The sequence below is a fragment of the Neobacillus cucumis genome (assembly GCF_002860255.1).
Taxonomy (GTDB): Bacteria; Bacillota; Bacilli; order Bacillales; family Cytobacillaceae; genus Neobacillus; species Neobacillus cucumis_A.
The window spans coordinates 1-12,602 of sequence record NZ_PGVE01000078.1 but is presented as its reverse complement, the minus strand read 5'-3'; the positions used below and the strand labels follow the sequence as shown (position 1 = coordinate 12,602).

Annotated in this window: 11 protein-coding genes; 7 read left to right on the top strand and 4 right to left on the bottom strand. The window is 37.6% G+C overall.

The window, feature by feature from the left end:
- Positions 1-192: 192 nt before the first annotated feature.
- The 4 genes from jag to rpmH form a co-directional block, all read right to left on the bottom strand.
- The gene (gene jag / locus CVD27_RS20770; RefSeq protein ID WP_101650080.1) at positions 193-816 is read right to left on the bottom strand and encodes an RNA-binding cell elongation regulator Jag/EloR; all 624 of its coding nucleotides are present in this window, start codon (positions 814-816) and stop codon (positions 193-195) included.
- A complete protein-coding gene (spoIIIJ, locus tag CVD27_RS20765; protein WP_101650078.1) occupies positions 813-1,586 on the bottom strand; it encodes a YidC family membrane integrase SpoIIIJ in 774 nt (257 codons plus the stop codon). The genes jag and spoIIIJ overlap by 4 nt, the downstream gene beginning before the upstream one ends.
- Positions 1,587-1,762: 176 nt before the next feature.
- Complete coding sequence (gene rnpA / locus CVD27_RS20760; RefSeq protein ID WP_101650076.1) at positions 1,763-2,113, bottom strand: ribonuclease P protein component; 351 nt, start codon at positions 2,111-2,113, stop codon at positions 1,763-1,765.
- A gap of 121 nt (positions 2,114-2,234) precedes the next feature.
- Positions 2,235-2,369, bottom strand: coding sequence for a 50S ribosomal protein L34 (rpmH, locus tag CVD27_RS20755; RefSeq protein ID WP_063255153.1), 135 nt, complete (start codon positions 2,367-2,369; stop codon positions 2,235-2,237).
- A gap of 756 nt (positions 2,370-3,125) precedes the next feature.
- Here rpmH and dnaA point away from each other — a divergent pair.
- The 7 genes from dnaA (at position 3,126) to gyrA (ending at position 12,396) form a co-directional block, all read left to right on the top strand.
- Positions 3,126-4,472 carry a chromosomal replication initiator protein DnaA gene (dnaA, locus tag CVD27_RS20750; RefSeq protein ID WP_101650074.1) on the top strand — a complete coding sequence of 449 codons (1,347 nt, stop codon included), beginning with the start codon at positions 3,126-3,128 and terminating at the stop codon, positions 4,470-4,472.
- Between the two features lie 228 nt (positions 4,473-4,700).
- Positions 4,701-5,837 (top strand): DNA polymerase III subunit beta, encoded by a 1,137-nt coding sequence (gene dnaN / locus CVD27_RS20745; protein ID WP_101650072.1) that lies wholly within the window; start codon positions 4,701-4,703, stop codon positions 5,835-5,837.
- Positions 5,838-6,187: 350 nt separating this feature from the next.
- A complete protein-coding gene (yaaA, locus tag CVD27_RS20740; RefSeq protein ID WP_101650204.1) occupies positions 6,188-6,403 on the top strand; it encodes a S4 domain-containing protein YaaA in 216 nt (71 codons plus the stop codon).
- A gap of 18 nt (positions 6,404-6,421) precedes the next feature.
- Complete coding sequence (gene recF / locus CVD27_RS20735) at positions 6,422-7,540, top strand: DNA replication/repair protein RecF (protein ID WP_101650070.1); 1,119 nt, start codon at positions 6,422-6,424, stop codon at positions 7,538-7,540.
- A 9-nt stretch (positions 7,541-7,549) separates the two neighbouring features.
- A complete protein-coding gene (gene remB, locus CVD27_RS20730; protein ID WP_101650068.1) occupies positions 7,550-7,798 on the top strand; it encodes an extracellular matrix regulator RemB in 249 nt (82 codons plus the stop codon).
- Between the two features lie 54 nt (positions 7,799-7,852).
- Complete coding sequence (gene gyrB / locus CVD27_RS20725; protein ID WP_101650066.1) at positions 7,853-9,781, top strand: DNA topoisomerase (ATP-hydrolyzing) subunit B; 1,929 nt, start codon at positions 7,853-7,855, stop codon at positions 9,779-9,781.
- 89 nt (positions 9,782-9,870) lie between these two features.
- Positions 9,871-12,396 (top strand): DNA gyrase subunit A, encoded by a 2,526-nt coding sequence (gene gyrA, locus CVD27_RS20720; protein WP_101650064.1) that lies wholly within the window; start codon positions 9,871-9,873, stop codon positions 12,394-12,396.
- The last annotated feature ends 206 nt before the right edge of the window (positions 12,397-12,602 follow it).

Below are 12,602 nucleotides of genomic sequence, written 5' to 3'. Positions count from 1 at the left end.
TTATCCACAAACTCCAACTGTCCTTTTTATTATTTTAACTTATCAACATGTGAATAACAATAAGATGAAACCTGCTGCTTGATTTTGAACCATTAAAAAGTTATCAACAGCCTGCCTTCTTAACAAAAGACAAAAAAAAGACATCCTACTAAAGTAGAATGTCTCTCACTATATTTATTGTTCTTGTCTAGTTTATCTCTTCACTGGTGTGATGACGATAAATCGATGAGGTTCAGATCCGTCTGAAAATGTTTTAACCCGTTTGTTTTCAGCTAAAGCGGTATGAATGACTTTACGCTCATACGAAGGCATTGGCTCTAAGGCTACATCTTTTCCTGTCTTGATTGCCTTGCCGGCAAGCCGGCGGGCTAGTTGAACAAGTGTTTCACTTCTGCGATTCCGGTAATCTTCAGCATCTAAAATGACGGTTAAATACTGATTTGAAAAGCGATTAATGACAAGCTGGGTCAAGTATTGCAGCGAGTTTAGTGTTTGACCCCTTTTTCCAATTAGAAGAGCAATCTTTTCACCCGTCAACACAAAGGTCACTTGTTTCCCCTCGCGTTTAATCTCAATTTCTGCAGGTGCCCCCATTTGTTCACTAATCTGTGCTAAAAATTTCTTTGCCTCTTCAATCGGATCAATAATAACGGTCACTTTAACAACAGCAGGCCTTGATCCAAAAATTCCGAAAATCCCTTTTTTGCCTTCATCGATTACATCCACATCTGCGCGGTCTTTGGTGGTATTTAATTGAGCTAAAGCTGATTCTACTGCTTCTTCGACAGTTTGTCCTGTAGCAGTTACCTGTTTCACTTTTTTGCTCCTCCCGCATTACCGGTGGCACGCGCCTTTAGATCCGGTCCTTTAATAAAATAGGTTTGAACTATCATAAATATATTTCCGACAACCCAATACAATGAAAGGGCTGCAGGGAAACTAAACGCAAAGAAAACAATCATAATTGGCATCATCCAGAGCATCATAGCCATTTGCGGATTTTGCTCTTGACCAGCCATCATCATTTTTTGCTGAATAAAAGTCGTAATTCCAGCGATAATTGGCAAGATATAGTAAGGGTCCTTTTCACCCAGGTCAAACCATAAGAAACTATCAGAAGCGATTTCTCTTGTTCTTGAGATGGCATGGTAAAAACCAATTAAAATCGGCATTTGCACGATTAACGGGAAACAACCGGCCATTGGGTTCACACCATGTTTTTGAAAGAGTGCCATGGTTTCTTGCTGCAGTTTTTGTTGTGTCTTTTGATCTTTAGAGCTATATTTTTCACGAAGTGCCTTCATTTCTGGCTGTAAAGCCTGCATAGCTTTAGAACTCCTTGTTTGCTTAATCATAAGCGGAAGGATAGCTAAACGAACTACGATTGTTACCACGATCAGTGATAACCCATAGCTTCCACCAAGCAAATGAGCTCCTTCTTTTATCAACCAAGATAACGGATAAACAATATATTCATTCCAAAAACCTGTACTTTCTGATGTAATCGGCTTTTTAATTTCACTGCAGCCAGTTAAAAATAAGAATACAGAAAGGACGCCGAACGAAAGTAATATTCGTTTTTTCAACCAAAATTTCCTCCTTACCTATACTTAAAAAAATATTTGATATGTAATCATTACACTTTTATACTAATTCGGTGATTTTAACCTGAACTAGTCCAAATTCCGTACTATTGCTTTTCATTTTAGCATTTTTATAAAGCAGCTGTCTTTATTGTTAAAGGTTATTTTTACTAATTTTATTAAAAATTGTTTTTCTTTAATACTTTTCCAACCTTAAGTACATGCGTAAGGCTCTTCTTCACTTCAAAAAAGTCCATTTCAGAAGCAGGTTTTCTAGCAATAATCACATAATCATTGCCCAATGCCAGCTGGTCCTGCAATTCCAAAATGGCTTGCCTAACATATCGTTTAATTCTATTTCTAGTAACAGCATTTCCTAGCTTTTTGCTTACAGATAATCCAATTCGAAAAAAGTCTTGTTCCTCTTTTTCTAATGAATAGACCACAAATTGCCGGTTCGCAAAGGATCGGCCCCTCTTAAATGCAGCCTGAAAGTCGTTATTCTTCTTAATTCGGAATTCTTTTTTCATAAAAAAAACTCCTTTATCTTTAATTAAAATCTTAAACTTTGAGAATTGTCCAGCTCCAGCGCCTTATTTAACAGCGCTTCCACTACAATTGAAAAAAAGACCACTGAGACGTTTCAGTGGTCTAAGCTGATAATACTTTTCTTCCTTTTTGACGACGGCGAGCAAGAACCTTACGTCCGTTTGCTGAGCTCATACGACTGCGGAATCCGTGAACTTTACTATGTTTACGTTTATTTGGTTGATATGTTCTTTTCATATATGACACCTCCCTGAGGAATAGCTATCAAGTTAAAACTTAATTGACAGTCTTACTTATTATAAAGACGTCTACTTACAATTGTCAACAACTCTCTATAGATTATTCTCTATTTCCAATATTTTTCGGTAATGAGACCATCCATTCTCAGAAATTCTATTATAGAACATTTTACAAGAATCAAAATGGATCTCCAATAAAACCCTTTTGAAAAGACACCTCTCTATATATTTTCAGCCTTATTTTTAGGCTGTGGATAATTTTTCGACATATTTTTTATTATCCACACATGATATTGACAGGTTTTACACAAAACTTCAGCTTGTGGACAATTTCTATACACATAATGTGACAGTTGTGGATAAACTACGAAAAAGCATTGCACCTCTTGCAATTATTTGTTATTATATTTGTGTTTTCACTCTGAATAACTTCATCACAGATAATCGGTTATCCACAAATTGTGGATAACATGTGGATAGTTTATCCAAGCGTTCTGTAAAAACTTGTCCACAAGCGGTGGATATTGTCGAAACTCCACTTTATTTCCTTATTATATGTTTTTCCACATTCACCGATTCGTATATTTATAAATTAATAGGTTGTACCGCCGGTATAAACCTTATTTTCACGGAACACTTACAATTAGACTAAGTGGTTATTCCGTTAAAAATATATTTAGGAGTTAGACAGTAATAAAGAGAGTGTCAGTTAAGATAAATGGTTTTTATAAAAAAGAAGAAGGAGGGATAGTAGTTGGAAAATATTGCGGATCTTTGGAATGCAGCGCTGGCCAATATCGAGAAAAAGATAAGCAAGCCTAGCTTTGATACCTGGCTAAAGTCTACGAAGGCCCATTCCCTACAGGGAAATCTCCTGGTGATTACGGCTCCAAATGAATTTGCACGTGACTGGCTTGAAGAGCGGTATTCTCAGTTGATCTCAGGAATTTTGTATGAAATTACGGGTGAAGAGCTATCTGTAAAGTTTATAATTCCGCAAAACCAAAATGAAGCTGATAATGAAGTACAGCTGCCGCCTAAAAAGGTGAAAAAAGATGATGAACATGTCGAATTTCCGCAGGGCATCTTAAATCAGAAATATACATTTGATACATTTGTTATTGGATCAGGCAACCGCTTTGCACATGCTGCATCACTTGCTGTGGCTGAAGCACCAGCTAAAGCTTACAATCCCTTATTTATCTATGGCGGTGTTGGACTCGGAAAAACACACTTAATGCACGCTATTGGCCATTATGTCTTAGATCATAATCCAGCTGCAAAAGTAGTTTATTTATCATCAGAAAAATTTACGAATGAGTTTATTAACTCCATTCGCGACAATAAGGCTGAAAGTTTCCGCAATAAATATCGAAATGTTGATATCTTACTTATTGATGATATTCAGTTTTTGGCCGGAAAAGAATCAACCCAGGAAGAATTTTTCCATACCTTCAATGCCCTGCATGAGGAAAGTAAACAGATTATTATCTCAAGTGACCGCCCGCCACGAGAAATTCCTACGCTTGAGGACCGGCTGCGTTCACGATTTGAGTGGGGGTTGATCACGGACATCACTCCGCCTGATTTAGAGACAAGAATTGCCATTCTCCGCAAAAAGGCAAAGGCGGAAGGTTTAGATATACCAAATGAAGTTATGCTTTATATTGCGAATCAAATTGATTCCAACATCCGTGAGCTTGAAGGAGCGCTCATCCGTGTGGTGGCTTACTCTTCTTTAATCAATAAGGATATTAATGCCGATCTTGCGGCAGAAGCATTAAAGGATATCATCCCAAGTTCTAAGCCGAAAGTGATAACTATTCATGAAATTCAAAAAGTTGTAGGCGAGCATTTTAGTATTAAACTTGAGGATTTTAAAGCAAAAAAGCGGACAAAGTCTGTTGCTTTCCCGCGGCAAATTGCGATGTATCTATCACGTGAATTAACTGATTACTCCTTGCCAAAAATAGGAGAAGAGTTCGGTGGACGTGACCATACAACCGTCATTCACGCGCATGAAAAAATATCAAAACTCATGCAAACTGATTCCACTCTGCAAAAGCAGATGAAAGAGCTGCATGAGTTATTAAAAATATAAAAATGGATCAATGATATTAAATTGTTCCTATTATTTTTTTGTTAAAACTGTGAATAACTTCTTAGAATCTATACACAGTCTGTCCACATGTGGATAGGCTGTGTTTCTATTGAAAATCCGAGTTATCCACATACTAACAAGCCCTACTAGTACTTCTACGATTTTTATAAAAAATATTATTATATGTAACTGCAATAAAAATATGCATAAAACGGAGGATTAAATGCGATGAAATTTATCATCCAGCGGGACCGCTTAGTTCAAAGTGTTCAAGATGTAATGAAAGCTGTCACATCTAGAACAACTATACCTATCTTAACGGGAATCAAAATCGCAGCAACTACTGAAGGAGTTACTTTAACAGGAAGTGATTCAGATATATCTATCGAATCATTTATTCCTAAAGAGGAAGCTGGAAATGAAATTGTTGAAATTAAGCAAACAGGTGCAATTGTCCTCCAAGCTAAATTCTTTAGCGAAATTGTTAAGAAGCTTCCAACCGATACAGTTGAAATAGAGGTTTTAGGGTCATTACAAACCGTTATCCGTTCTGGTAAGTCTGAGTTTAACCTAAACGGTCTTGATGCTGAGGAATATCCACACCTTCCGCAAATTGAAGAAAATAATAAATTTCATATAGCAACAGATCTATTAAAAGCAATGATTCGCCAAACACATTTTGCTGTGTCCACCTCAGAAACACGCCCCATCTTGACAGGTGTAAACTGGCGTATTGAAAATGAGGAACTAACCTGTATTGCAACAGACAGCCATCGTCTTGCTCTTAGAAAGGCTAAGATTGAAACTGAAAATCAAGAAAACTATAATGTCGTCATTCCTGGAAAGAGCTTGAATGAGTTAAGTAAAATTATTGATGATTCTAATGAGTTAATTGATATTGTCATAACAGAAAATCAAATCTTATTTAAGGCTAAACACTTATTATTTTTCTCAAGACTTTTAGATGGAAACTATCCTGATACGTCTAGATTGATTCCAAATGAAAGTAAAACAGATGTAACGGTCAATACAAAAGAATTCCTACAGGCCATTGATCGAGCTTCTCTCTTAGCACGTGAAGGAAGAAATAATGTGGTTAAATTGTCCACTATTGAGGGAGGAACAATTGAAATTTCATCCAATACACCGGAAATCGGGAAGGTAGTGGAAGAAATTCAAAGCCAGGCTATTGATGGTGAGGATTTGAAAATTTCTTTCAGTGCAAAATATATGATGGATGCCCTTAAAGCATTGGAAGGTACAGATATTAAAGTTAACTTCACAGGTGCAATGCGTCCGTTTGTTATTAGACCATTACATGATGAATCTATTTTGCAGCTTATTTTACCCGTCAGGACCTATTAATTAACGCTAATTAGAACCTATATGCCACCATACTACTGGTGGCTTTCTTTATGTATGAATTCGTTCACTGCAGCAAAACACAGCCCTCCGCTTTTATTTTTTTTGAGTTTCCTTTGTATCCAGCAAATTTTTTTAGTAAAATAAAGTATTGGAACCATTTTTAGAAAGGCTCTTTTCGTAAACTTTTGTTGCTCTTGGACTTAATAAGGGGCATTTACTAAGTTTCTAGGCAATTTTCGCAAATGTTCTTACGAAAAGATGCCACGATGCAACTAATTATACGGGTTGATGAAAATATATGGCACACAACAATATATGCGAAAATAGCCCTTAGAAATGAGGATGAAAAGATGCCTGAAAAAATTAAATTGAATACCGAGTATATTACATTGGGACAATTTTTAAAGCTGGCCGATGTGATCCAAACAGGCGGTATGGCGAAATGGTTTTTAAGTGAACATGAGATATTCATTAATGGTGAGCAAGACCAAAGACGAGGAAGAAAGCTTCGCGTTGGTGACAAAGTCCAGATAGCAGGTTTTGGAGAATTTGTGATTAGCGAGTAGCTAAAGGATGTTGTTACCATGTATATAGAAAAATTAGCACTTAAAGATTATCGAAACTATGACGAGTTATTTGTTGAGTTTGAAAATAAAGTAAATGTTATTTTGGGAGAAAATGCCCAAGGAAAAACGAATGTCATGGAATCCATTTATGTTTTAGCAATGGCGAAATCCCACCGAACTTCGAATGACAAAGAACTTATTCGCTGGGACCAGGAGTATGCTAAAATAGAGGGTAGGGTTCAAAAACTACACAGCTCCCTGCCCTTACAGCTGGTTATTTCCAAAAAAGGAAAAAAGGCAAAGTGCAATCATATTGAGCAGCAAAAATTAAGTCAATATGTTGGAAACTTGAATGTAGTCATGTTTGCACCGGAGGATTTAAATATTGTTAAAGGCAGCCCTCAGGTCCGAAGACGGTTTATTGATATGGAAATTGGCCAGGTTTCGCCAATTTATTTACATGATATGAGTCAGTACCAAAAAATACTTCAACAACGCAATCATTATTTAAAAATGATACAAATCAAGAAGCAAAGCGACCCAGCCATGCTCGAAGTCTTAACAGAGCAATTCATAGAAATGGCTGTAAAAGTCGTTAAAAAAAGATTTGAATTCCTGAGATTACTTGAAAATTGGGCTAAACCTATTCATCAAGGAATTTCAAGAGGTTTAGAAACCCTTGAAATTACGTATAAACCTTCAGTAGAGGTATTAGAAGAACAAGATTTGTCGAAAATGATAGAAAGCTTTCAGGAAAAGTTTTCTAAAGTGAGGGGACGGGAAATAGAACGAGGTACGACTTTGTTTGGCCCCCATCGTGACGACTTATTGTTTTTCGTTAATGGAAGGGATGTTCAAACCTATGGCTCCCAGGGGCAGCAGCGAACAACTGCACTATCTGTTAAACTTGCTGAAATAGAATTAATTCATAGTGAAATTGGTGAATATCCAATTCTTTTGCTTGATGATGTTTTATCCGAATTAGATGATTACAGGCAATCCCATTTGCTCAATACCATTCAAGGGAAAGTTCAGACATTCGTAACAACGACAAGTGTGGAAGGAATCGATCATCAGACCTTAAAAGATGCTTCAACCTATATTGTGCAGGCAGGCACCATAAAGAAGGTTAATTGAGGTGGGCCAATGTATATTCACATCGGGGAAGATTTAAATATTAGGGCAAAAGATATTATTTCGATATTAGATAAAGAAAGTGCAAATCAATCATCATTGGTGGAAGAGTATTTAAAACGTCAAAGTGAAAGAGTTATTAACTTAACTAAAAACCCCTATAAATCAATCATTATTACGTGTGAGAAGGTTTATTTATCCCCTATTGCTTCAGGAACATTAAAAAAACGTTCAAATCAAATGAATATACATGAATTTTAATATCAATTTTTATTGTTTAGAGATATTTTTGTCAGAAGGTGCAGGTGAACAAGTATGACTTTGGAACAAAAAACAGCGGTAGAAGGTTCATATGGTGCGGATCAGATTCAGGTTCTTGAAGGACTTGAGGCAGTTCGAAAACGTCCTGGAATGTACATTGGTTCAACAAGTGGAAAGGGTCTCCATCATCTTGTTTGGGAAATTGTGGACAATAGTATTGATGAGGCACTCGCAGGTTATTGTGATGAAATTAATGTCTTCATTGAGGAAGATAACAGTATCACGGTAAAAGATAATGGCCGAGGAATCCCAGTTGATATCCAGGAGAAAATGGGCAGACCTGCTGTTGAAGTTATTATGACCGTACTTCACGCCGGCGGGAAATTCGGTGGCGGAGGCTATAAGGTTTCCGGCGGTCTCCATGGTGTTGGGGCGTCTGTTGTAAATGCCCTATCAACAGAACTAGAAGTTTTCGTTCATCGCGATGGGAAAATCCATTCCATTAAATTTGAGCGTGGTCAGGTGGTTTCTGAACTAGAAGTAATTGGGACTACTGATACAACCGGTACAACTACACACTTTAAACCGGATGGAGAAATTTTTACTGAGACGTTAGTCTATGACTTTGATATACTTGCCACCCGTTTACGAGAACTTGCCTTCCTAAACAGAGGAATCAAGATCACAATTGAAGATAAAAGAGTTGAAAATAAACGGAATGAATACCACTATGAGGGTGGTATCAAATCATATGTAGAGCATTTAAACCGTACAAAGGAAGTCATTCACGAAGAGCCGATTTACATGGAAGGAGAACGGGATGGAATCAGCGTTGAAGTAGCACTCCAATATAACGAGGGCTATACTGATAACATTTACTCTTTCGCAAATAATATCCATACCTATGAAGGTGGAACGCATGAATCAGGCTTTAAAACAGCATTAACACGGGTTATAAATGACTATGCTAGAAAAAATGGCCTTATCAAAGAAAATGACACGAATCTTTCTGGTGAAGATGTACGAGAGGGATTAACAGCGATTGTTTCCATTAAACATCCGGACCCACAATTTGAAGGGCAAACGAAAACAAAGCTTGGGAACTCAGAAGTCCGAGCTATAACTGATGCTGTTTTTGCAGCCACCTTTGATAAATTTTTATTAGAAAATCCAAACGTGGCTCGTAAAATTGTTGATAAAGGCTTAATGGCAGCACGTGCAAGGCTCGCAGCTAAAAAGGCAAGAGAGTTAACAAGACGAAAAAGTGCACTTGAAGTATCAAGCTTACCAGGTAAATTGGCCGATTGTTCTTCAAAAGATCCTTCAGAAAGTGAATTATATATCGTTGAGGGTGACTCTGCAGGCGGATCAGCAAAGCAAGGACGTGATCGACATTTCCAAGCGATCCTTCCATTGCGAGGTAAAATTCTAAATGTTGAAAAGGCTCGTCTTGATAAGATCCTTTCTAACAATGAAGTACGGGCAATGATTACGGCAATTGGAACAGGTATTGGAGAAGATTTTGATATTGCTAAAGCCCGTTACCACAAAGTAGTTATCATGACAGATGCCGACGTGGACGGAGCACATATTCGAACACTACTTTTAACTTTCTTTTATCGTTATATGCGTAAGATTTTAGAAGCGGGCTACGTTTATATCGCACAGCCACCGTTGTATAAGGTTCAGCAAGGCAAACGGATTGAGTATGCCTATAATGATAAAGAACTAGAAAGAATTTTTGCGGAGCTCCCAGCAGCGCCAAAACCAAATATCCAGCGTTACAAAGGTTTGGGAGAGATGAATCCTGATCAATTATGGGATACAACAATGGACCCATCCACTCGGACCATGCTTCAAGTTAGCCTTGAAGATGCAATTGAAGCGGATGAAACATTTGATATGTTAATGGGTGAAAAGGTAGAGCCGCGTCGTAACTTTATTGAAGAAAATGCGCAGTATGTTAAAAATTTAGATATATAACTAGTATTGAATAAGGGGTAGAGGATTAACCGCTATCCTCCTTTTTCTTTTACATAGGTTGTAGGGTGATCCAATAGGAGGTACCAAATATGGCTGAAACACCAAGTTCTCAAATAAAAGAGATTAATATTAGTCAAGAGATGAAAACTTCTTTCCTTGACTATGCAATGAGTGTTATTGTTTCTCGTGCCCTCCCGGATGTTCGGGATGGCTTAAAACCAGTTCATCGACGTATTTTATACGCCATGCATGACCTTGGCATCCATGCAGATAAACCATATAAAAAATCTGCCCGTATCGTTGGGGACGTAATCGGTAAATATCATCCGCATGGTGATTCTGCTGTTTACGAAACCATGGTTAGGATGGCGCAGGATTTTAACTACCGTTATATGCTTGTAGATGGTCACGGGAACTTTGGTTCTGTTGACGGTGATGCGGCAGCTGCTATGCGTTATACAGAGTCAAGAATGTCCAAGATTTCAATGGAGTTATTAAGGGATATTAATAAAGATACTATCGATTATCAAGATAACTATGATGGTGAGGAAAGAGAGCCGGCTGTTTTACCGGCACGTTTCCCTAACCTTTTAGTAAATGGGACAACAGGGATTGCGGTAGGGATGGCAACGAATATCCCGCCTCATCAATTAGGTGAAGTCATTGATGGAGTTTTGGCGGTAAGCCGAGTCCCAGAAATCACTACTCAAGAGTTGATGGAAATTATACCTGGACCAGATTTTCCAACAGGTGGTATCATTATCGGCCGTAGTGGAATTAGGAAAGCATATGAAACAGGCCGAGGATCTATTACTGTTCGAGCTAAGGTAGAGATTGAACAAAAATCTAACGGTAAAGAAGTTATCATTGTTAACGAGCTTCCGTACCAAGTAAATAAAGCGAAATTGATTGAAAAAATTGCTGAATTAGCCCGCGATAAAAAAATTGAGGGCATCACTGACTTACGAGATGAATCAGACCGCCGAGGGATGCGTATTGTCATTGAAGTGCGGAAAGATGCAAACGCCAATGTCCTTTTGAATAATTTATACAAACAAACAGCACTTCAAACTAGCTTTGGTATTAACACGTTGGCACTTGTAGATGGACAACCAAAAGTTTTAAGCCTAAAGCAGTGCTTAGTATACTACTTAGATCATCAAAAAGTAGTCATTCGCCGAAGAACGCAGTTTGAATTAAATAAAGCAGAAGCACGCGCACATATTTTAGAGGGATTAAGAATTGCACTTGATAATTTAGATGCCGTTATTACCTTAATTCGCAGCTCGCGTACAACCGATATTGCCCGTGAAGGCTTAATGACACAATTTAATCTTTCTGAAAAGCAGGCTCAGGCTATCCTTGATATGCGCTTGCAGCGTTTAACTGGATTAGAAAGAGAGAAAATTGAGGAAGAATTCCAAAGTTTAATGAAGCTTATCGCGGAATTAAAAGCAATATTAGCTAATGAAGAGAAAATTCTGGATATTATCCGTGAAGAATTACTTGAAATTAAGGAACGCTTTAATGATAAGCGCCGGACAGAAATTGTTATGGGTGGGATTGAAAATATTGAGGATGAGGATCTAATTCCTCAAGAAAATATTGTTATCTCTCTAACCCATAATGGTTATATTAAGCGCCTGCCTGTATCTACTTATCGTGCACAAAGACGTGGTGGACGAGGTATACAAGGAATGGGAACAAATGAGGATGACTTTGTTGAACATTTAATCACAACGTCTACCCATGATACGATTTTATTCTTTACCAATAAAGGTAAGGTCTATCGTTCTAAGGGTTATGATATTCCGGAATACAGCCGGACTGCGAAGGGTATTCCAATTATTAACCTTCTTGAAATTGAAAAAGGCGAATGGATTAATGCAATTATCCCAGTTCAGGAATTTGTGGATGATTGGTTCTTGTTCTTCACAACAAAAGAAGGGGTCTCAAAGCGTTCACCACTGTCCTCCTTTGCTCATATCCGTAACAATGGATTAATTGCCTTAAGCCTGCGTGAAGGTGATGAACTGATTTCAGTTCGTTTAACAGATGGGAACAAGCATATCATTATTGGGACAAAAAAAGGTATGCTAATCCACTTCCCTGAAACTGACGTTCGTTCAATGGGGCGTACTGCAACAGGGGTTAAAGGAATTACCCTTGATCCGGATGACGAAGTTGTAGGCATGGAAGTATTAGGAGAAAATAATGATATTCTAATTGTTACGAAAAATGGTTATGGCAAACGTACACCGTCATCAGAATATCGTATTCAAGGCCGTGGCGGTAAAGGTATTAAGACCTGCCATGTGACAGAGAAAAACGGTAATCTAGTATCCATGAGAGCTGTAACTGGTGAAGAAGATCTTATGCTTATCACAACCGGAGGTGTTCTCATCCGGATAGATGTTGCGGGTATTTCCCAAATGGGACGAAATACACAAGGTGTTAAACTGATCAGTTTAAGAGAAAGTGAAAATGAGTATGTTGCAACTGTTGCAAAGGTAGAAAAGGAAGAGGAAGAAGAGCAACTGCCAGAAAACGATTCTGAAGTTATTGACTTAGATAATGAAATCCAAGTAGATAACCTGCCTGAAGATGAAGAATAATTAAGATAAAAGGGAGCATATCATGTGCTCCTTTTTATTATGTGCTAAACCATTCTAGTTTTAATAAAAACAATCGTAAAAAATTCAAATATATTGTTGACTTAAATTTATATAGATGGTATATTAATTAAGTCGCTTCGGGGCGATAGGTTGTTCTTTGAAAACTAAACAAACAAAAACGTCAACAAACAATAATATTCATTTCT

Coding starts and splice junctions, on each gene's coding strand:
- rnpA (WP_101650076.1), bottom strand. CDS start 2,113: ATGAAAAAAGAATTCCGAATTAAGAAGAATAACGACTTTCAGGCTGCA.
- rpmH (WP_063255153.1), bottom strand. CDS start 2,369: ATGAAAAGAACATATCAACCAAATAAACGTAAACATAGTAAAGTTCAC.
- dnaN (WP_101650072.1), top strand. CDS start 4,701: ATGAAATTTATCATCCAGCGGGACCGCTTAGTTCAAAGTGTTCAAGAT.
- yaaA (WP_101650204.1), top strand. CDS start 6,188: ATGCCTGAAAAAATTAAATTGAATACCGAGTATATTACATTGGGACAA.
- recF (WP_101650070.1), top strand. CDS start 6,422: ATGTATATAGAAAAATTAGCACTTAAAGATTATCGAAACTATGACGAG.
- remB (WP_101650068.1), top strand. CDS start 7,550: ATGTATATTCACATCGGGGAAGATTTAAATATTAGGGCAAAAGATATT.
- gyrB (WP_101650066.1), top strand. CDS start 7,853: ATGACTTTGGAACAAAAAACAGCGGTAGAAGGTTCATATGGTGCGGAT.
- gyrA (WP_101650064.1), top strand. CDS start 9,871: ATGGCTGAAACACCAAGTTCTCAAATAAAAGAGATTAATATTAGTCAA.